The organism is Microbispora sp. H10836 (genome assembly GCF_012999525.1).
GTDB lineage: Bacteria > Actinomycetota > Actinomycetes > Streptosporangiales > Streptosporangiaceae > Microbispora.
On sequence record NZ_JABBWU010000019.1, the window covers coordinates 14,490 to 33,271 of the forward strand.

Genomic DNA, 18,782 nt, shown 5'->3' on the forward strand with positions numbered 1-18,782 from the left:
AGGATCGTCCAGGTTTTCGCTTCGTTGACCACAGCCGAATAACCCCGGCGGAATGGTGCGAGACGCACACCGTACGGCTCGCGGGGGCCGTACGGCGCGGGACACGCGACGGACTTACCGCTCCTGTGCTCGACGTCTGGACAGCGAGCGGCCTCGGCCGGCACGAAGACGAGGGCCGACGACGGCGAACGGCGTTGTCCTCGCCGTCTACTCGGCGTCTGCGGAGCGGCGGCGCCGGGAGAACAGCAGGGCGCAGCCGAGGGAGAGGGCGGTGGCGAGCAGGCCCGCGCCCGCGGCGGCGACTCCCGTCGGCGCCCCCGTGAACGGCAGGGCGGCGCCACCGGCCGGACCGCCCGCGGGCGCCGCCTCCTCAGGGGTCACCCTCATCGGCACCTCCGGCACCGTCTTCTCCGGAGCATCCTCGCCGGAAGTCTCCTCGGGCTCCTCCTCCGGTGTGTTCTCGAGGTCGCTTGCGCCGGGCGCGGCCTGCGGCGCCCCCGGGGCGCTATGCGCGGCGTTCTGCGCCGGAGCGATCCCCGCGTTGCCGCCCGTGCCCAGAGGCGCGACGACGGGCTGAGCCGGTGCGTTGCCGTTCGGCGTCTGGTTGTTCGTCCGGACGCCGGGTCCGTTGCCGCCACCCCACGCGGGCTGGTTCCACGTCGGCCACCCGCCGTTGTGGTCGCTGGGCTGTGCGACCACCTGAGTCTCCGGCACAGTCGTCGGTCGCTGCTCCCGAACCGCCGCCGGCACGACCGGTTCGACAACGGTGTCCGCGTCGACGGGCCCGGCCTCCGCGTCCACCGGGGGCTTGGTCTCCGCCTCGGTCTTCTCCGGAGCAGGCCCGGCCGCAGGCTGGGACGGGGTCTCCGGTTCGGCCTTCACCACAGGCTCGACCCGGCTCTCCGGCTGGGTCACCGGCCTGGTCACCGGCTTACTCTTCTCCGGAGCCGGCCCGGCCGCATCGGTGGCAGGGACGCAAACGCAATCCGCGTCCGCCGCAGTCCCGATCGCCGCCTTCACGGCAGTCCCGATCGCCGCGTTCGCGGCAGGCTCGACCCGCACTCCTACGCCGGCCGAGGACTTAGCCCCTACCCCTACCCCCAGCCCCAGGCCCAGGCCAAGCGACAGGAGGCCCGGGCGCAGGTGGGGCGGGTTCGAGTGCCTCTCCTCCCGGGCTGTGCCGCCGGCGTTTCCGTTCCCGGCGACCACGGGGTCGCAGGGTCCGGGTCCGCACCGATCCGGATGGGTGGCGAGCCCTGGCGCCGAAGAGTGGGACTGGGCATTGGCGATGCCGTTGGCGCCGAGTGTCAGGCCGCCCGCAACCGTCACCGCCAGAAGAACAGGTACTGTGTTTTGTCGCGCCACTTTGGACTCCCGATAAAGCCGGCTCAAGCGAATAAGTATTTACTGAGTCACCAGCGGTATTTCGCCGCTCTACCGTTGTACTCATTCGGGGAAGAGCCTCCAGGTCCGGCACTCAGTGCTTAACGAAAGGATCGTTTACCTTTTCACGGCGTTGACCGATCACTCTCCACCGCAGGTGGGGCGACGGACCGCGCACACGATCGAACGGCGCGGGCCATACGGCGCGGAACACGTGACGAACTCACCGCCCCTTGGCCGGCGTGCCAAAGATTCGACCAACGCCTGTTCCAGCGCCACCGCGAGCCTGTGCGTGAAGGCGATACTCGGTCCGTGCGGGAAGAAGACGACGGGGCCGTGCGGACGGTCGTACGGGTCATCGGCGAGCTGTGCCTGCCCGCGGGGCTGGTCCTGCTGCTGTTCTACGCGTACCTGCTCTGGGGCACCGGCGCGGAGACCGAGCGGGAGCAGCGCGTGCTCCAGCAGAGGCTCGGCGAGGTGTTCGACAGGGACCGGGGGCACGCGGGCCCCGGCGCGGTGCGGCTCGGCGACGCCCTGGCGCTGCTGCGCATCCCCCGGCTGGGGGCCGGATACCGGTTCGCGGTCGTCGAGGGCGTCGGGCCGGCGGAGCTGCGCAAGGGCCCCGGTCACTTCCCCGGCACGGCGCTGCCCGGTCAGGTGGGCAACTTCGTGCTCTCCGGGCACCGCACCACCTACGCCGCGCCGTTCAACCGGCTCGACGAACTGCGGCGCGGCGACGACATCGTGGTGGACGCGCGGGACGCCCGCTACACCTACGAGGTCACGCGCAAGGAGGTCGTCGAGCCCGGGGAGGTCGACGTCGTCGACCCCGTTCCCGGCCATCCCGGGCGGCGGCCCACGACCGCGGTGATGACCATGACCACCTGCCACCCCGAGTTCTCCGCGGCGCAGCGCCTGGTCGTCCAGGGCGTGCTCGTGCGCCGCGAGGAACGCCAGGACTGACCGAGGGAGAACCGGCGTGTACAGATTCCTCTGGCGGCGGCTGCCCGGCGGCACCGCGCTCCGGCTGGCCGTCGTCCTGCTGCTGACCGGCGTGACGGTGGCCGCGCTGTGGTACGTCGTGTTCCCCTGGCTGGCCCCACGGGTGCCGATCGGGTGAACGCCCCGCCTTCCATAACGCGGTAGTAGGGGGAAATTGGCCTGTCCTCCCCCAGGCCCGCCGAACGTACGTTGGCGGCAGCCCCACCCGAGACACCCCGATCACCGGCGGGCCTCGTGGTGGTCATCCCCCAGCCGAGGAGACCCCCCATGCGAATGTCCCCGATGCGAATGTCCACGGTGCGAATGTCCCCGATGCGAGTGTCACGGTTCCTCCGGACCGTCGCGGCCCTGCTCACGGGAGCGGCCGTGCTGCTCACGGTGTCGCCGGCCCGGGCGGCCGGACCGGCCGGCACCACGGCGGCGAACACGGCGGCGAACACGGCGGCGAGCACGGCCGCGAACGCGGCGGTGCTCGTGCTGCGGTACGACGCGAGCAGGGCCGCCGAGTTCCGCACGGTGATGGACCAGGCCGCACAGGTCTGGAACGCCTCCGTCAGCAACGTCCGGCTCGTGGCGGGCACACCCGCCGACTTCGTGGTGCTCGCCGACAACGGCTGGCCCCGCACGAGCGTCACCAGGCTGGGCCGGGGCACCATCTGGATGGGCAGGGAGGCGACCGCCGAGGGCTTCTATCCCCTGCGCATCGCCACCCATGAAATCGGCCACATCCTCGGTCTGCCCGACCGGCGCACCGGCCGCTGCACCGACCTGATGTCCGGTCACAGCGCCCCGGTGAGCTGCACCAACGCCAACCCCAGCGCGGCGGAGAAAAGCGCGGTCGAGGCGAACTTCGCCGGCTCCGCCCTCCGCGCGGAGGAACCCGCCGGCGAGCTCTTCGTCGACCGTCCTGACACCGCTCGCGACCTGGTTCCCGCGCCGTAGAGCGCGTCCGGCGTGGTCGCCGTCCCCGGGTCAGGCCCGTCGTGGCCGCGGCCCGGGGACGGCCCGTGCCGCCGGGGCGAGGGGCGCCCGTGCCGTCAGGGCGAGGGTCAGAGGGCGACGCCGAGGAGCGCGTCGGCGATGTCGCGCACCAGCGCCGGTGAGGAGGCGTCGTCGCCCTCCGCCGCCGCCCAGGCGTCGATCGCCGCGAGCGCGCCCGGGGCGTCGAGGTCGCCGGTGAGGCGCTCGCGCACCGCCGCCAGCACCGGGCCGCCCGCGGGGCCCGCCGGGCGCGCCACCGCCGCCCGCCACCGCGCCAGCCTCTCCTCCGCCGTGGCGAGCTGGTCCGGCGTCCACTCCCAGTCCGTGCGGTAGTGGTGCGCCAGCAGGGCCAGCCGTACGGCCATGGGGTCGGCCGTCTGCCGCAGGCGGGAGACGAACACGAGGTTGCCCTTGGACTTGGACATCTTCTCGCCGTCCAGGCCGACCATGCCCGCGTGGACGTACGCCCGCGCGAACGGCCACTCGCCGGTGGCCACGTGGCCCTCACAGGCGCCCATCTCGTGGTGGGGGAAGATCAGGTCCGAACCGCCGCCGGCGACGTCGAAGCCGCTGCCCAGGTTGCGCAGGGCGATGGCGGTGCACTCGACGTGCCAGCCGGGCCTGCCGGGGCCGAACGGCGACTCCCAGGACGGCTCTCCCGGTCGTTCCGCCCGCCAGAGCAGCCAGTCGAGCGGATGGCGCTTGTCCTGCCTGCCGGGGTCGCCCCCGCGCTCGCCGAACAGCTCCAGCATGGTCTCCTCGGAGTAGCCCGAGACCGCGCCGAACTTGGGTGCGGCGGCGACGGAGAAGTAGACGTCCCCGTCGATCTCGTACGTGGCGCCCCGCTCGGCCAGCCGGACGATCAGATCGACGATCTCCCCGACGGTCTCGGTGACCCCGACGTACTCGCGGGGCGGCAGGATGCGCAGCGCCTCCATGTCGGACCGGAACAGCTCGATCTCGCGCTCGCCGAGGGAGCGCCAGTCGGTCCCGGTCGCCTCGGCCCGCTCCAGGAGCGGGTCGTCCACGTCGGTGGCGTTCTGGGTGTAGTGCACGTCGTGGCCGGCGTCCCGCCACACCCGGTTTACCAGGTCGAAGGCGAGGTAGGTGTTGGCGTGCCCGAGGTGGGTGGCGTCGTACGGCGTGATGCCGCAGACGTACAGACGGGCCTCGCCGGAGGGGGCCGTCTCCCGCACCTCACGGGCGGCGGTGTCGTACAGACGGAGCGGAAGGCCCGGACCAGGCAATCTGGGGACATTCGGAGCAGACCACGATCGCATGGTGTGAAGCCTATCCGCGAGGCCGGCGGACCGGTTCAGCCGGTCTGGTCCACGAGGTGTCGATCTGGTGCCAGGTGTCGGGATCGTCCGGCTGGGGGCAGAAGTCGTAGCGCAGCCCCTGCTCCGCGAGGGCGACCAGCGTGACCGACAGGCTGGCGAAGACCCGGCCGTCCGGCAGCCGCCGCCGCATGACCAGCGCGCGGGGATCGTCCCAGGCCAGCCCGGCGCCCGACGCGGGGTCGAGCCACTCCCCCCAGAACCGTTCGGACGAGCCGCCCGTGGTCCATCCGGGCCGGGCGGCCCGGGCGAACCGGGGCCGGAACCAGGCGGTGCGCGGCGCGCTCTCGCCGCGGTCCCAGCCCGTGTTCACGATCATGTGAACACCCTCGGGCAGCTTCTCCTCGGTCAGGATCTCGCCGTCCCAGCTCCACAGCCGTACGCCGTCGAGCCCGCCGAGAACGAGGTGGAAGGGGTCGTACCAGGACAGGTCGAGCGACGGGAGCTCCCCCGTGGCGGCGGCCAGGAGGGGCAGTTCGCCCCGTGAGTGACGCCGGCCCGCCGGAGCCGCCGTCCCCTCTCCGTTGAGCAGCGCCGCCACGCGCCGCCCCGCGGGATCGGCGGCCAGCCAGGTGCCGCCCGCCTCCAGGTCGCGGCCGCCGACCAGGCCGGGATACGCGGGCCAGTGCCGGTCCGGCGACATCCACGGCCGCACGACGAACTCGTCACGCACTCCCGCGAGGAGCACGGGCGTACCGGACTCCGGCTCAACGCTCACGATGACCGTACACAATGCGCGTTCCCTCCAATATCGGTAGAGACCCCTGCAGAGTGCACAATCCGCACGTTTTGCGCAAGCCTGTCTGCGGCGATCAAATCGGGGGCCACGGGATCGCGGGCCAGTCCTCGGAGGGGTGCGGGTGGACCCCGGTGGCCAGCAGCCTCTTGACCCGCTCCCACGTGGCCTCCACCTCGGCCTGGGTCAGCAGCTCACGCAGGCGCCGGCCGAGGCGGCCCCGCTCGATCTCGCGCTCCAGCCGCACCAGCACGTTGACCGACTCGCGCGGCAGCGTCTTGCCGCGCCACTGCCACAGCACGGTGCGCAGCTTGTCCTCCACCGCGAAGCAGACCCCATGGTCGACCCCGTAGACGTGCCCGTCGGGCAGCGGCAGCAGGTGGCCGCCCTTGCGGTCGGCGTTGTTCACCACGGCGTCGAAGACGGCCATGCGGCGAAGCGCGGGGTTGCGGCTGCGCATGAGGGCCATCAGGTCGGCCTCGGGATCGGCGTCGATCCACAGCTGCACCATCCCCGGGCCGAAGGGGCCGTCCCGGTAGACGGTCGGCGGCACGATGCGCCATCCCGTGGCGGCCGCCACCTCGTAGGCGGCCACCTCACGGGCCGCCAGCGTGCCGTCGGGGAAATCCCACAGGGGGCGCTCCCCGCGCACCGGCTTGTACACGCACGCCGCCGCGTGCTCACCGTCGCTGATGGAGCAGTAAAGCGTCATGTTCGTGGCCTCGACGAGTCGCCCGGCCACTTCTAAGGTGCCCTCCCGCAGCAGGCGCATGGCCGCCGCGTCGTCCAGCCCCGGCCCGTCCACGTCGCTGATGCTCGCCTCGTCCTCCGTCGTCATCCGGTTCCTCGCCCGCGCGGCGCGCCGCCGCCCTTCCAGCCGTTCACGCCGTGCCTCTCATGCCGAGAACACCCCGGGATGGTGGCCGTTGAGGCGGACGCAGATGTGCCCCTCGGGATCGAGCGGCCGGCCGCACAGCGGGCACGGCGGGCGGCCCGCTGCGACCACCTCGAGCGCCCGGCGGCTGAAGGCGCGGGCGGCGGCGGCGCTGATCCGCACCCTGAGGACGGCGGGCTCGGGCCGGTCGTCGTCCAGCGGCGGCTCGTCCTCCTCGTCGCCCTCCGTCGCCTCCTGCGCCTCGATGATCACCTGCGCGGTCTCGGGATCCCAGGCGAGCGCCATCGTCCCCACCCGGAAGTCCTCGTCGATCGGCAGGTCGAGGGGGCCCTCGTCGGCCAGTTCCGCCGGGGCCATGGCCGGGACCGGCGCGCGCCCCCCGCTGCGCCGCAGCACCTCGTCGAGCAGCTCGTCGAGGCGGTCGGCCAGCACGGCGACCTGGAACTTCTCGAGCGCCACCGTGGTGATCCTGCCCTGGCCTCGGGCCTGCAGGAAGAAGGCTCGTGCGCCCGGTTGCCCCACGGCACCGGCCACGAACCTGTCAGGCGGATCGTAGTCGAAGACCGGCATAGCCCGACCTTATGTGGTCCCGGGTCCGCCGCCGACGGCGGCGTCGCTTCCGGTGAGGGTTTCTCCCCCGTCTTCGTCCTCCGACACCTCCGGTGGGGGCACCAGGTTGGCCACTCCCCCGCCCACGTCGTTCGCCCTGAGCAGGAAGGGACGCAGGGGGGTGTAGCGAATCACCGTGACGGAGGCGGGGTCGGCCGTGATGCGCTGGAACTGGTCCAGGTGGAGGCCGAGCGCGTCGGCCACGATCGCCTTGATCACGTCCCCGTGGCTGCACACCATGTAGGTGGCCTTCTCGCCGAGCCGCTCGTTCCAGTCGCGTACGGCCCGCACGGCGCGGTTCTGCACCTCCGCCAGGGCCTCACCGCCGGGGAACACCGCCGCGCTGGGATGGGCCTGCACGACCCGCCACAGCGGCTCCTCGGCGAGCTCCTTCAACGGCCTGCCCGTCCAGTCGCCGTAGCCGCACTCGCCGAACCTGTCGTCGGTCTCGACCGTGAGCGCGCGCCCCTCGGCGACGGCGGCGGCGGTCTCCCGGCACCGCTCCAGCGGGCTGGACACGATGGCGTCCAGTTCCAGGGGCGCGAGCCGTTCGGCCACAGCGCGCGCCTGCTCCCTGCCGCGCTCGTCGAGGTGGACGCCCGGGGTCCAGCCGGCCAGCACCGGGCCGGTCATCGCGGTGAGCCCGTGCCGTACGAGCAGAACGGTCGTCATGACTGCACCACCCCGAGGGTCAGCAACGTGAGGAGGAACGTCCCCGCGAAGACGCGGTAGACGACGAAGACGATGGTCGAGTGGCGCGCGACGTAACGCAGCAGCCAGGCGATCGAGGCGTACCCGACGACGAACGACACGACGGTCGCGATCAGGGTCGCCGCCACCGGCGGGCCGCCGCCGTCGCCGACGTGCCGCAGCTCGAACAGCCCCGACAGGATCACCGCCGGGATCGACAGCAGGAAGGAGTAGCGGGCGGCGGCCTCGCGCGTGTACCCGAGGAACATCGCGCCGGTCATCGTGGAACCCGAGCGGGAGGCGCCCGGAATCAGCGGCAGCATCTGCCACGCGCCGATGATCAGGCCGTCGCGCATGTTGAGGTCGGCGACTTCCTTCTTCTTGCGGCCCATCTGGTCGGCCGCGAGCAGCAGCAGGCCGAAGACGATGAGCATGGCCGCGTTCAGCCACAGGTTGCGGGCCGGGCCCTCGATCGCGTCCTTGAACAGCAGGCCGGCGACGCCGATCGGGATCGTGCCCAGGCCGATGTACCAGCCCATGCGCGCGTCGAGGTCGCCCCGCAGCTCCGGCGTCCACAGGCTGCGCAGCCACGTCCAGGTGATCCGGACGATGTCGCGCCAGAAGTAGATGAGCACCGCGAGCATGGTGCCGAGCTGGATCACCGCGGTGAACGGGGCGCCGGGATCGTCCCATCCCGCCAGCTTGGGCACGATCAGCAGGTGCGCCGAGCTGGAGATGGGCAGGAACTCGGTGAGACCCTGCACGAGCCCGAGCACGATCGCCTGTAGTACGTCCATGGTGCGGACAGCCTATCGGCTAGTCTGTCCGCACCATGGACCAGCGACTAGTCGGGCGCAGCGGTCTGTCGGTGTCCAGGATCGGGCTCGGCACGATGACCTGGGCCCGCGACACCTCCGCCGAGGAGGCGACGGCACAGCTCACCGCCTTCGCCGAGGCCGGCGGCACGCTGATCGACACCGCGGACGTGTACGGCGGCGGCGACGCCGAGCGCCTGATCGGCCGGCTCATCCGCGACGTGGTGCCGCGCGGGGAACTGGTGATCGCCACCAAGGCGGTGCTCACCCCCGGCGGGGAGCGGGACGCCTCCCGCCGACACCTCATCCAGGCGCTCGACGCCTCCCTGGCCCGGCTCGGGCTGGAGGAGGTCGACCTGTGGCAGCTCCACGCGTTCGACCCCCGGGTGCCGCTGGAGGAGACGCTCGCCGCCGTCGACTTCGCCGTCTCCACCGGCCGTACGGCCTACGCGGGCGTGTGCAACTACACCGGCTGGCAGCTCGCGGCCGCCGCCACCTGGCAGCGGTGCGGCGACGCGCGGGCCCCGATCGTCGCGGCGCAGGTGGAGTACTCCCTGCTGGCCAGGGACGCCGAGGAGGAGCTGCTGCCGGCCGCGGGGCACGTGGGCGCCGGAGTCCTCGCCTGGTCGCCGCTGGGACGCGGCGTGCTGACCGGCAAGTACCGCACCGGGATCCCCGCCGACTCCCGCGCCGCCACCCCGCACTTCGCCGAGTTCGTCCGGCCCTACCTGGACGAGCGGTGCCGCAGCATCGTGGAGTCGGTGACCACGGCGGCCGAGGGGCTCGGCGTGTCGCCGCTCGCGGTGGCGCTCGCCTGGGTGCGCGACCGCCCGGGCGTGTCGTCGGCGATCGTCGGCGCGCGCACCCACGCGCAACTCCTCGGCGTGTTGCAGGCGGAGAAGCTGACGCTGCCGTGGGAGATCCGCGAGGCTCTGGACGACGTCTCCGACCCGTGAGCGCCGCGCCCGGTCGCGAGGCGAACGAGAATCGTCCTCACGTATCACACATCGATACCGAACTGCAACTTTCTACTGCATAACCCCGCGCTCTGGCGAAGAGTGACGGGTATGTCGGGGGATGGACCAGAGACTGCGGAAGGGGACACATGGGGATCGTAGGCAAGGCCTCCGCGATCTCCGCCGGGGCTCTCGCGATCGCCCTGGCCGGAGGACTCCCTCTCGCCGCATCCCCGGCACAGGCGCTCGACTGCACGGGGGGCGGTGGCCTGCTCTCGGGCGTCACCGGCGGTGTCTGCTCCCTGGTCGACGGCGTGGGCAAGCTGACGGACGGCGTGACCGACGTCACGGACAAGGCCACGGGCGGGTTGACGGAACCGGTCACGAAGGTCGTGGACGACACGTTGACGACGACCACCAGCGCCGCGGGCACGGCGGTCCACGACGTCGGCAAGGCGGTCGACGAGGCCGGCCAGACGCTGACCGGAGCGGCGGACACCGCGGTCGGCGCGGCGAGCGGAGCCGCCGACACGGCGACCGGAGCGGCGGCGCAGGCGGTGACGGGCGGATCCGCCGCCACGCACAGCCCCGCCCCGAGCGTCCAGAAGCTCACCGACGGGCTGACCCGCGCCGTCCAGGGGACCTGCCTGCCCCTGGTCGCCGGCGAGGGCTGCGCGTCCCAGGGGCACCGCGAGAGCGGCGAGGACGCGGACGGCGCGCGGCACGCACGGCCGGCCGGCGAGAAGCCGGCCCGGCCGAAGGCGTCCATGACCCCCGAGGGCACCCTTCCGCGCGAGCCGTACCGGCCGCGTCTCGTCGCGGCGCACGAGGACGCGCCGGACACGACGCACCGCCGGTCCAAGGTGGACCCGGACGAGGACGGCGTGATCCCCCTCCTGTGGCCCGGGCAGAAGCTGCCCGAGCTGCGCGGCGGCCCCGCGGGGGCGCCCGCGCACGCCTCCCGGTCCTACGACGCGGCGGGGACGGCCCTCACCGCGGCGCTGCTGCTGTCCGCGCTGCTGGCCACCCGCGTGGTCTCGGCACGGCGGGCGCGCGCCGGGCAGCAGGAGCCGCGCGAGTCGATCCCGCTCGAGGGCGGCCTGCGGCTGCCCGGCAGGTCGGGGCGTCACCGGCTCGCCTGAGCCCGGCCTCCCCGGCGCTCAGGAGTACCAGGTGGGCTCGGGAATCTCGTCCCGGAGGCGGTAGACCCCCACCTCGCGGCGCTTGTACGCCACGGGGTCGTGCAGGGTGTGGGTGCGCACGTTGCGCCAGAACCGGTCGAGCCCGTGGCGGGACGCGGTCGATCGGGCGCCGGTGGCCTCGAAGACACGCGAGGTGACCTCCAGGGCCACGTCGGTGGCGTGCGCCTTGACCGCGGCCACCCGCACCTCGTGCTCCCCGCGCAGCCGGGGGGTGACCTCGTCCGGGTTGAGGTGGAACCACAGGCCCTCCCGGGCGACCTCGTCGGCCAGCGCCTCGGCCGCCCACAGCTTGGCGGTGAGGTCCCCATAGAGGTCGATGACGTACGGCTCATCGACCGCGCGCTCGTGACCGCCGTGCAGCCACGGGCGGGTGTGCTCCCTCGTGTACGCCAGCCCGGTCTCCAGCGCGCCGCGGGCGATGCCCAGGTAGAAGTTGACGAACACGAGCTGGATGGTCGGCACGTTGAGAGTGGCGTAGACGCGCGGCCGGAACTCCTTGTCCACGTATCCCAGGGCGTCGCTCCACGGCGCGCGCACGCCGGAGACGGTGACGCTGCCGCTCTCGGTCAGCCGCTGGCCGATGTTGTCCCAGTCGTCGTGGAAGGCGAGCCCTTCGGAGTCGGAGGGGACGACGGCGAAGACGTGCTTGTCAGTGCCCTCCAGCACGCCCTCAAGGACGGTGACGTCGGAGACCTTGCTGCCGGTGGAGAAGGTCTTGCGGCCGTCGAAGACGAGGGTGTCGCCCTCGTCGCGCACGACGATGTCCCGGTCGCGGGGGTTGACGGCCCCGCCGAAGAACCACCGGTGCCGTGCGGCGCCGGCCTCGATCCGCTCCCACTGCTCGCGGGTGCCCACCAGTCGCGCCGCCCAGTTCCACAGGTAGTGGTAGCCGAGCAGCTGACCGATCGAGCCGTCGGCCGCGGCCACCTCGCGGACGACCCGGTAGGCGGTGGGCCAGTCCTGCCCCGCGCCACCGTGCCCGGCCGGGCCGAGCAGCGTGACCAGACCCGAGTCCTTGAGCAGCCCGATCTCGGCGTACGGGGTCTTCGCGGCCCTGTCGCGCTCGGCGGCGTCCACCGCGAGGACGGCCGCCACCTCGCCGGCGCGCGCGATCCACTCGTCGGGAGTGCGCGGCGCGGGGCCGTCCGTCCACTCCGTCCGGCTGGCGTGAGCGATGGTCACGTGTCGTCTCCTCTCGTGTGCGGCGCGTCGCGCCGGCTGTCGCTCACCAGGTTAGGCAACATTCTCTACTTGTTGAGTAGGGAAATCGCCGAACGGCCGGTAGGGTCGCCCTTGAACACCCCCTGACAAGGTGGACGACGATGCGCATCGAGCAGCTTGAGTACATCCGCGCGGTGACCCGCCTCGGCTCGTTGCGCCGGGCGGCCGACCATCTGCACCTGTCCCAGCCGGCCCTGAGCGAGACCGTGCGCAACCTGGAGCGCGAGCTCGGCGTCGATCTGCTGGAGCGGCGCCGGTCCGGCGCCACGATCAGCGACAAGGGCCGCGAGCTGCTGCCGTACATCAACGGCGTGCTGGAGGCGGTGGACCGCCTGCGCGGCGCCGCCGACGAGCAGCACCACATGGCCCGCATGGTCAGGCTGGGCACGGTCAACGCGGCCACCGTCCCGCTGCTGATCCCCGCCGTACGGGCCTTCCGCGAGGCCCATCCGGCGACACAGGTCGAGGTCGTCGGCGCGCAGCAGGCCGAGATCCACCGGCGCATCCGGGAGGGCAGCTTCGACCTGGGGCTGGTGAACTACCTGAGCGGCGACGACCTGCCGCCCGACCTCGCCACGACCGAGCTGCTGCGCGGCCGCCCGGTCGTGTGCGTACGGCCGGACAGCCCGCTGGCCTCGCTGCCCGCGGTCGAGGTCGCCGACCTGCTCCGCGAGCCCCTGATCGTGATGCGCGCCGGCTATGTCATGCACCGTCTGGTGCACCGTCTCCTCGGCGGGCGGGCGCCGTCGTTCTCGTATTCGACCGACGGCGCCGAGATGGGCAAGCTCATGGTGGCCGAAGGGCTCGGCGCCACCGTGCTTCCCGAGTTCAGCGTGGCCGGCGACCCTCTCCTGCGCAACGGCGCCATCACCTACCGGCCGCTGGCGCAGCGCGTGGCGGAGGTCCTCCTGGTGATCCAGTCGCAGCGCTCCGCCTCGGGCCCCCGGGTGGCCCGCGACCTCCACCGGCTCCTTGTGGACCGGGCACGCGAATGCCGCACCGGCGCACGGGCACGCGCCGCCGGGTGACAGGGCGGCCCTATCACTCCCCCGCCGATCGCGTGTGGAACTCCGGGCGGCGTCGCCGTAGGATCCCGAGTATCTGAGTAGGAAATACCTGGAAGGGGTCCTTCGTGTCCGCGAACGTCAGTCCCGAGCCGCTGCGGTTCGCCTACTGGGTGCCCAACGTCAGCGGCGGGCTCGTCACCAGCACGATCGAGCAGCGCACCGACTGGAGCTACGACTACAACCGGAAGCTGGCGGTGCTCGCCGAGGACAACGGCTTCGAGTACGCGCTGTCCCAGGTGCGCTACATGGCCAGCTACGGCGCCGCGTACCAGCAGGAGTCGACGAGTTTCAGCCTGGCGCTGCTGCTCGCCACCCGGCGGCTGAAGGTGATCGCCGCCGTGCATCCGGGCCTGTGGCACCCGGCGGTGCTGGCCAAGCTGCTGAGCACCGCCGACCACCTGTCGGGCGGCCGGGTCGCCGTCAACGTGGTGAGCGGCTGGTTCAAGGGTGAGTTCACCGCGCTGGGCGAGCCGTGGCTGGAGCACGACGAGCGCTACCGCCGGGCCGAGGAGTTCATCCGCGTCCTGCGGGCGAGCTGGACGGAGGACAAGGCGGAGTTCCAGGGCGACTTCTACCGGCTGCACGGGTACGACCTGCAGCCCAAACCGCTCTCCGCACCCGGCCGCCCGCACCCCGAGATCTTCCAGGGCGGCAACTCCACCGCCGCGCGAGCCATGGCCGGCCGGGTGTCGGACTGGTACTTCAGCAACGGCAAGGACTTCGACGGCGTCACCGAGCAGGTCGAGGAGGTCGGCGCGGCGGCGCGGGCCCACGGCCGCCGGGTGAGGTTCGGCCTGAACGGCTTCCTCATCGCCAGGGACACCGAGGCCGAGGCGCGCGCGACGCTGCGCGAGATCGTGGCCAAGGCCGACGTCGAGGCCGTCCACGGGTTCCGCGACGCGGTCCGCCAGGCGGGCAGGTCCGCCCAGGACGGACGGGGGATGTGGGCCGACTCCTCGTTCGAGGACCTGGTGCAGTACAACGACGGCTTCCGCACCCGCCTCATCGGCACGCCGGAGCAGATCGCGTACCGGGCGATCGAGTACAAGAAGCGCGGCGTCGACCTGCTGCTGCTCGGTTTCCTGCACTACCACGAGGAGGTCGAGTATTTCGGCCGCCACGTGCTGCCCATCATCCGCGAGCTGGAGGCGGAACTCGCGGCGCAGGGCGCGTTCCCGGTGGAACCGGCCCGGGCCTGACACCATGACCGATCTCACGACCGTCCCCGCACCCGTTCACGCATCGGGGACCGCGCACGTCGTCACCGGCGACGAGGAGGCCCTCGCCGTCGCCGCCGAGCTGGCCGGGCGGTTCGCGAGCGGCGCCGCCGAACGGGACGCCCGCCGGGTGCTCCCGGTCGCCGAGCTGGCCGAGCTCTCGCTGAGCGGCCTGCTCGGCATCACCGTCCCCCGTGAGCACGGCGGCGCCGACGTGCGGACCGCCACGCTGGCCGAGGTCGTCCGCCTGCTCGCCGCCGCCGACCCCAACATCGCCCAGATCCCGCAGAGCCACTTCGTGTACGTCAACGTGCTGCGGCAGCGGGGGTCGGCGGCGCAGCGGGCGTTCTTCTTCGCCGAGGTCCTGGCGGGCAGGCGGTTCGGCAACGCCCAGTCGGAGGCGGGTACCAGGCACGTGCAGGACTACCGCACCCGCCTGCGCCCCGCCGAGGACGGCGGCTTCGTCCTCGACGGCGTCAAGCACTACTCCACCGGCGCCCTTTTCGCCGACTGGATCACCGTGCTGGCCAAGGACCCCGCCGACCGGCTCGTCGTCGCGTATGTGCCGGCCGGCGCGCCCGGCCTCACGGTCGTGGACGACTGGGACGGCATGGGCCAGCGCACCACGGCCAGCGGCACGGTCCGGCTGGAGGGCGTGCGGGTGCCCGCCGACCGCGTCGTCCCCCACCACCTGACCTTCACCGGGCCGCAGCTGCACGGCGCCCACGCGCAGCTGCTGCACGCCGCGATCGACGTGGGCATCGCCCGCGCCGCGCTCACCGAGGCGGCCGAGTTCGTCCGCACCCGCAGCAGGCCGTGGTTCGAGAGCGGGGCCGACCACGCCGCCGACGACCCCCTGACCATCCAGCGCTTCGGCGAGCTGGAGGTCTCCGTACGGGCCGCCGAGGCCCTGCTGGGCGAGGCCGGGCGGGCGGTCGACCGCGCGCGGGAACGGCTCGACGAGGAGACCGCCGCGGCGGCGTCCATCGCGGTCGCCACGGCGAAGGCCTTCGCCGATCCGGCCGCCGTCGAGGTGACCGGCGCGCTGTTCGAGGTGTCCGGCACCAGGTCGGCGCTGGACTCGCTCAACCTGCACCGGCACTGGCGCAACGCCCGCACCCACACCCTGCACGATCCCGTCCGCTGGAAGATCCAGCACATCGGCAGGTACGCGCTGAACCGGACCCTGCCCCCGCGGCACGGCCTGATCTGATCCGGTCCCATCTGACGGAGGTTCCGCCATGTCCACCATCGTCGTCCTGTCCGGCAGCCCCTCGGCGGTCTCGCGTACCGCCGCCCTCTGCGCGCACCTCGCCGACCGGCTGCGCCTCCTCGGCCACGAGGTCGACGGCGTGCAGGCGCGCGACCTGCCGGCGGAGGCGCTGCTGTCGGCCGACACGCGGCATCCGCGCATCGCCGAGGTCGTCCGCCTCGTCGAGGAGGCGGACGGCGTCCTGGTCGCCTCCCCCGTGTACAAGGCCGCCTACAGCGGGCTGCTGAAGACGGTGCTCGACCTGCTGCCGCAGTTCGCGCTCGCGGGCAAGGTCGTGCTGCCGGTCGTCACCGGCGGCAGCCCCGCCCATGTGCTGGCCATCGACTACGCGCTCCGCCCGGTCCTGACCTCGCTCGGGGCCGACCACGTCGTGCCGGGATGGTTCGTCCTGGACCGGCACATCGCGGTCCGCGACGGCGAGGCCGGCCTCGACCCGGAGCACGCCGCCCCGCTCTACCGCGTGGTCGACGCCTTCGCGTCGGCCGTGGCCGCGCGCCGCCCGCTGCTGGCCGCGTCCTGAAGGGAATGCCATGACACTGACGTTCCACTGGTTCCTGCCCACGTACGGCGACAGCCGTCACCTCGTCGGCGGCGGGCACGGCACCGACATCACCACGGCCGGCGGGGACCGGCCGGCCTCGCTGGCGTACCTCGGCCAGATCGTGCGCGCCGCCGAGCAACTCGGCTTCGAGGGCGCGCTCACCCCGGCGGGGGCCTGGTGCGAGGACGCCTGGCTGACCACCGCCATGCTGGTCGCCGGGTCCGAACGGCTGAAGTTCCTGGTCGCCTTCCGGCCGGGGCTGCTGTCGCCCACGCTCGCCGCGCAGATGGCCGCCACGTTCCAGCGGCATTCGGGCGGGCGCCTGCTGGTCAACGTCGTCACCGGCGGCGAGGACCACGAGCAGCGCGCCTACGGCGACTTCCTCACCAAGGACGAGCGCTACGAGCGCACCGACGAGTTCCTCACGGTCGTACGCGCCCTGTGGCGCGGGGAACGGGTCACCCTGGCGGGCAGGCACGTCGGCGTCACGGACGCCGCGCTGAGCCGGGTGCCGTCCCCGGTCCCCGCGGTGTACTTCGGCGGGTCGTCCCCGGCGGCCGGGCGGGTGGCGGCGCGGCACTGCGACGTCTACCTGACCTGGGGCGAGCCTCCCGCGCAGGTGGCGGAGAAGATCGGCTGGATCCGCCGGGAGGCGGCCGCGGCCGGCCGCGAGGTGCGCTTCGGGATCCGGCTGCACGTCATCAGCCGGGACACCTCGGCGCAGGCGTGGGCGGAGGCCGAGCGCCTGCTGTCCGCGCTCGACCCGGCGGTCATCGCGTCGGTCCAGGCAGGTCTCGCGCGCAGCGGGTCGGAGGGGCAGCGGCGCATGCGGGCCCTGCACGGGGGCCGCACCGACACGCTGGAGGTCTCGCCGAACCTGTGGGCCGGGGTCGGCCTGGTCCGCGGTGGCGCGGGCACGGCGCTCGTGGGCAGCCACGCCGAGGTGGCGGAGCGCGTCGAGGAGTACCACGCGCTCGGCGTCGACGAGTTCGTGCTGTCCGGTCACCCGCACCTGGAAGAGGCCTACTGGTTCGGTGAGGGCGTCGTGCCCCTGCTGCGTCGCAGGGGGCTGTGGCGGCACCCGGTGGACACGCTGGAGGATCCGGCTCCTGCCGCCATCCCGTTCGCCGGCGCCCCGTCCCGGTGAGTGTTCCGGTGACGCTTGTTTCGGTGACGCTTGTTCCGGTGACGCCGTCCTGATGCCGTGCCGCGGGCCCCGGGCGGGACCGGCCGATCGATTCGCGCCGGCCCGCCGGACGTCAGGAGCCGGCATGCGGCCGGCGGACGCCGTCAGGCGCCCATCGCGTGGACGCCGCCGTCGACGTGGACGATCTCACCGGTGGTGGCGGGGAACCAGTCGGACAGCAGCGCGACGCACGCCTTGGCGGCGGGGGCGGTGTCGGCCAGGTCCCAGCCGAGCGGGGCCTTCTCCGGCCAGGAGTCCTCGAACTCCTTGAACCCGGGGATGCTCTTGGCCGCCATCGTGCGCAGCGGACCGGCGGCGACGAGGTTGACCCGGATTCCGTGCTTGCCGAGGTCGCGGGCGAGGTAGCGCGAGCAGGACTCGAGCCCTGCCTTGGCCACGCCCATCCAGTCGTACACGGGCCACGCCTTGGTCGCGTCGAAGTCCAGGCCGACGACCGCGCCGCCCTCCTTCATCAGCGGCAGGCAGGCGACGGCGAGCGACTTGAACGAGAACGTCGAGACGTGGACCGCCGTGGCGACGTCCTCCCACGAGGTGTTGAGGAAGTTGCCGCCGAGGCAGGACTGCGGGGCGAACCCGATCGAGTGGACGACTCCGTCCAGCCCGTCGAGGTGCGCGCCGACGCGGTCCGCAAGGGTGTCGAGGTGGTCGTTGTCCTGCACGTCGAGTTCGATCACCGGCGGCGGCTCGGGCAGCCGCTTGGCGATGCGCTCGACCAGGCTGAGACGGCCGAAGCCGGTCAGCACGACCTGGGCGCCCTCCTCCTGGGCCAGCTTCGCCACGTTGAAGGCGATCGACGCGTCGGTGAGGACGCCGGTGACCAGCAGTCGCTTCCCGTCCAGCAAACCCATGTCCAGCTCCAGTCTGTCGTCCGCTCGGTGGCCTGTTCGGTGGCCTGTTCAGTGGCCTGTTCAGTGGCCCATGCCGAGGCCGCCGTCGACGGGGATGACCGCCCCGGTGATGTAGGAGGCGTCGTCGCTCGCCAGGAACCTGACGACCCGGGCGATCTCCTCCGCCTGCGCCTGCCGCCCGAGCGGGATGCTCTTGCGGATCTGCTCCTGCTGCGCCTCGTCGAGCACCGCGGTCATGTCGGTCTCCACGAACCCCGGCGCGACCACGTTGACCGTGATGCCGCGCGAGCCGAGCTCGCGGGCCAGCGACCGGCCGAAGCCGACCAGGCCGGCCTTGGAGGCGGCGTAGTTGGTCTGGCCGGCCGAGCCGGACAGGCCGACGACGGAGGAGATCAGGACGATGCGCCCGCGCCGCAGCCGCAGCATGGGCCGCACGGCCCGCTTGGCGACGCGGTACGCGCCGGTCAGGTTCGTGTCGATGACGTCGGTGAAGGTCTCCTCCTTCATCATCGGCAGCAACGTGTCCTTGGTGATCCCCGCGTTGGCGACGACCACCTCCACCGGGCCGTGCTCGGCCTCGGCCTTCTCGAAGGCGGCGTCGACGTCGGCGGAGCTCGTCACGTCGCAGCGAACCCCGAACAGCCCCTCCGGCGGCTCGCCGGAACGGTAGGTGATTGCGACGGCGTCCCCCGCGGCGGCGAGCTCACGGGCGATCGCGAGGCCGATGCCGCGATTTCCGCCGGTGACGAGTACAGAGCGAACCATGCGACCGACGGTATCGGCTACTTGGGGGTAGTCCTCT

General features: G+C 72.8%; 20 protein-coding genes. 10 read left to right on the forward strand and 10 right to left on the reverse strand.

The features are described 5' to 3' along the window. Positions 1-207 precede the first annotated feature (207 nt). Positions 208-927, reverse strand: a complete 720-nt coding sequence (locus HHX30_RS29550) for a hypothetical protein (protein WP_169985788.1) — start codon at positions 925-927, stop codon at positions 208-210. 768 nt (positions 928-1,695) lie between these two features. On the opposite strand from HHX30_RS29550, the gene HHX30_RS29555 reads away from it, so the two are divergent. The 3 genes from HHX30_RS29555 (at position 1,696) to HHX30_RS29565 (ending at position 3,327) form a co-directional block, all read left to right on the forward strand. After that, the gene (locus tag HHX30_RS29555; RefSeq protein WP_311922909.1) at positions 1,696-2,346 is read left to right on the forward strand and encodes a class E sortase; all 651 of its coding nucleotides are present in this window, start codon (positions 1,696-1,698) and stop codon (positions 2,344-2,346) included. A gap of 16 nt (positions 2,347-2,362) precedes the next feature. After that, on the forward strand, positions 2,363-2,503 hold the full coding sequence (locus HHX30_RS29560; protein ID WP_169985789.1) for a hypothetical protein: 141 nt from the start codon (positions 2,363-2,365) through the stop codon (positions 2,501-2,503). A gap of 194 nt (positions 2,504-2,697) precedes the next feature. Beyond that, positions 2,698-3,327 (forward strand): snapalysin family zinc-dependent metalloprotease, encoded by a 630-nt coding sequence (locus tag HHX30_RS29565; protein WP_169985791.1) that lies wholly within the window; start codon positions 2,698-2,700, stop codon positions 3,325-3,327. 107 nt (positions 3,328-3,434) lie between these two features. Here the strand turns inward: HHX30_RS29565 and mshC are convergent, their stop codons facing one another. The 6 genes from mshC to HHX30_RS29595 all read right to left on the reverse strand — a co-directional run bounded on the left by mshC (position 3,435) and on the right by HHX30_RS29595 (position 8,430). Beyond that, a complete protein-coding gene (gene mshC / locus HHX30_RS29570) occupies positions 3,435-4,646 on the reverse strand; it encodes a cysteine--1-D-myo-inosityl 2-amino-2-deoxy-alpha-D-glucopyranoside ligase (protein WP_169985793.1) in 1,212 nt (403 codons plus the stop codon). Between the two features lie 10 nt (positions 4,647-4,656). Further along, on the reverse strand, positions 4,657-5,421 hold the full coding sequence (locus tag HHX30_RS29575; protein WP_311922910.1) for an NRDE family protein: 765 nt from the start codon (positions 5,419-5,421) through the stop codon (positions 4,657-4,659). A 94-nt stretch (positions 5,422-5,515) separates the two neighbouring features. Next, positions 5,516-6,277, reverse strand: a complete 762-nt coding sequence (locus tag HHX30_RS29580) for an SCO1664 family protein (protein ID WP_169985796.1) — start codon at positions 6,275-6,277, stop codon at positions 5,516-5,518. 57 nt (positions 6,278-6,334) lie between these two features. After that, complete coding sequence (locus HHX30_RS29585; protein WP_169985798.1) at positions 6,335-6,904, reverse strand: DUF3090 family protein; 570 nt, start codon at positions 6,902-6,904, stop codon at positions 6,335-6,337. A gap of 9 nt (positions 6,905-6,913) precedes the next feature. Next, a complete protein-coding gene (locus HHX30_RS29590; RefSeq protein ID WP_169985800.1) occupies positions 6,914-7,615 on the reverse strand; it encodes a histidine phosphatase family protein in 702 nt (233 codons plus the stop codon). After that, positions 7,612-8,430, reverse strand: coding sequence for an undecaprenyl-diphosphate phosphatase (locus HHX30_RS29595; RefSeq protein WP_169985801.1), 819 nt, complete (start codon positions 8,428-8,430; stop codon positions 7,612-7,614). Before HHX30_RS29595 ends, HHX30_RS29590 begins: the two co-directional genes overlap by 4 nt. Positions 8,431-8,465: 35 nt before the next feature. On the opposite strand from HHX30_RS29595, the gene HHX30_RS29600 reads away from it, so the two are divergent. Next, entirely contained in the window at positions 8,466-9,404 is a 939-nt protein-coding gene (locus HHX30_RS29600) for an aldo/keto reductase (protein WP_169985803.1), read from the forward strand. 149 nt (positions 9,405-9,553) lie between these two features. Then, positions 9,554-10,546, forward strand: coding sequence for a hypothetical protein (locus tag HHX30_RS29605; protein WP_169985804.1), 993 nt, complete (start codon positions 9,554-9,556; stop codon positions 10,544-10,546). Positions 10,547-10,564: 18 nt separating this feature from the next. Here the strand turns inward: HHX30_RS29605 and HHX30_RS43470 are convergent, their stop codons facing one another. Next, the gene (locus HHX30_RS43470) at positions 10,565-11,788 is read right to left on the reverse strand and encodes an acyl-CoA dehydrogenase family protein (protein ID WP_311922911.1); all 1,224 of its coding nucleotides are present in this window, start codon (positions 11,786-11,788) and stop codon (positions 10,565-10,567) included. A gap of 140 nt (positions 11,789-11,928) precedes the next feature. Here HHX30_RS43470 and HHX30_RS29615 point away from each other — a divergent pair, with 140 nt between their 5' ends. From HHX30_RS29615 to HHX30_RS29635, 5 genes are all read left to right on the forward strand, one after another. Then, positions 11,929-12,855 carry a LysR family transcriptional regulator gene (locus HHX30_RS29615; protein ID WP_169985806.1) on the forward strand — a complete coding sequence of 309 codons (927 nt, stop codon included), beginning with the start codon at positions 11,929-11,931 and terminating at the stop codon, positions 12,853-12,855. A 104-nt stretch (positions 12,856-12,959) separates the two neighbouring features. Continuing rightward, positions 12,960-14,093, forward strand: a complete 1,134-nt coding sequence (gene sfnG, locus HHX30_RS29620) for a dimethylsulfone monooxygenase SfnG (RefSeq protein ID WP_169985808.1) — start codon at positions 12,960-12,962, stop codon at positions 14,091-14,093. A 4-nt stretch (positions 14,094-14,097) separates the two neighbouring features. Next, on the forward strand, positions 14,098-15,324 hold the full coding sequence (locus tag HHX30_RS29625) for an SfnB family sulfur acquisition oxidoreductase (protein WP_169985810.1): 1,227 nt from the start codon (positions 14,098-14,100) through the stop codon (positions 15,322-15,324). 28 nt (positions 15,325-15,352) lie between these two features. Next, positions 15,353-15,904 (forward strand): NADPH-dependent FMN reductase, encoded by a 552-nt coding sequence (ssuE, locus tag HHX30_RS29630; protein ID WP_169985812.1) that lies wholly within the window; start codon positions 15,353-15,355, stop codon positions 15,902-15,904. Positions 15,905-15,914: 10 nt separating this feature from the next. Continuing rightward, the gene (locus tag HHX30_RS29635; RefSeq protein WP_169985814.1) at positions 15,915-17,072 is read left to right on the forward strand and encodes an LLM class flavin-dependent oxidoreductase; all 1,158 of its coding nucleotides are present in this window, start codon (positions 15,915-15,917) and stop codon (positions 17,070-17,072) included. 143 nt (positions 17,073-17,215) lie between these two features. Here the strand turns inward: HHX30_RS29635 and fabI are convergent, their stop codons facing one another. After that, positions 17,216-17,980, reverse strand: a complete 765-nt coding sequence (fabI, locus tag HHX30_RS29640) for an enoyl-ACP reductase FabI (RefSeq protein WP_169985816.1) — start codon at positions 17,978-17,980, stop codon at positions 17,216-17,218. A gap of 60 nt (positions 17,981-18,040) precedes the next feature. Then, complete coding sequence (gene fabG, locus HHX30_RS29645; protein WP_169985817.1) at positions 18,041-18,745, reverse strand: 3-oxoacyl-[acyl-carrier-protein] reductase; 705 nt, start codon at positions 18,743-18,745, stop codon at positions 18,041-18,043. Between the last annotated feature and the right edge of the window lie 37 nt (positions 18,746-18,782).

Coding starts and splice junctions, on each gene's coding strand:
- HHX30_RS29580 (WP_169985796.1), bottom strand. CDS start 6,277: ATGACGACGGAGGACGAGGCGAGCATCAGCGACGTGGACGGGCCGGGG.
- HHX30_RS29595 (WP_169985801.1), bottom strand. CDS start 8,430: ATGGACGTACTACAGGCGATCGTGCTCGGGCTCGTGCAGGGTCTCACC.
- HHX30_RS29600 (WP_169985803.1), top strand. CDS start 8,466: ATGGACCAGCGACTAGTCGGGCGCAGCGGTCTGTCGGTGTCCAGGATC.
- HHX30_RS29625 (WP_169985810.1), top strand. CDS start 14,098: ATGACCGATCTCACGACCGTCCCCGCACCCGTTCACGCATCGGGGACC.
- fabG (WP_169985817.1), bottom strand. CDS start 18,745: ATGGTTCGCTCTGTACTCGTCACCGGCGGAAATCGCGGCATCGGCCTC.
- ssuE (WP_169985812.1), top strand. CDS start 15,353: ATGTCCACCATCGTCGTCCTGTCCGGCAGCCCCTCGGCGGTCTCGCGT.
- HHX30_RS29590 (WP_169985800.1), bottom strand. CDS start 7,615: ATGACGACCGTTCTGCTCGTACGGCACGGGCTCACCGCGATGACCGGC.
- fabI (WP_169985816.1), bottom strand. CDS start 17,980: ATGGGTTTGCTGGACGGGAAGCGACTGCTGGTCACCGGCGTCCTCACC.
- mshC (WP_169985793.1), bottom strand. CDS start 4,646: ATGCGATCGTGGTCTGCTCCGAATGTCCCCAGATTGCCTGGTCCGGGC.
- HHX30_RS29635 (WP_169985814.1), top strand. CDS start 15,915: ATGACACTGACGTTCCACTGGTTCCTGCCCACGTACGGCGACAGCCGT.
- HHX30_RS29615 (WP_169985806.1), top strand. CDS start 11,929: ATGCGCATCGAGCAGCTTGAGTACATCCGCGCGGTGACCCGCCTCGGC.
- HHX30_RS29605 (WP_169985804.1), top strand. CDS start 9,554: ATGGGGATCGTAGGCAAGGCCTCCGCGATCTCCGCCGGGGCTCTCGCG.
- HHX30_RS29565 (WP_169985791.1), top strand. CDS start 2,698: ATGCGAGTGTCACGGTTCCTCCGGACCGTCGCGGCCCTGCTCACGGGA.
- HHX30_RS29585 (WP_169985798.1), bottom strand. CDS start 6,904: ATGCCGGTCTTCGACTACGATCCGCCTGACAGGTTCGTGGCCGGTGCC.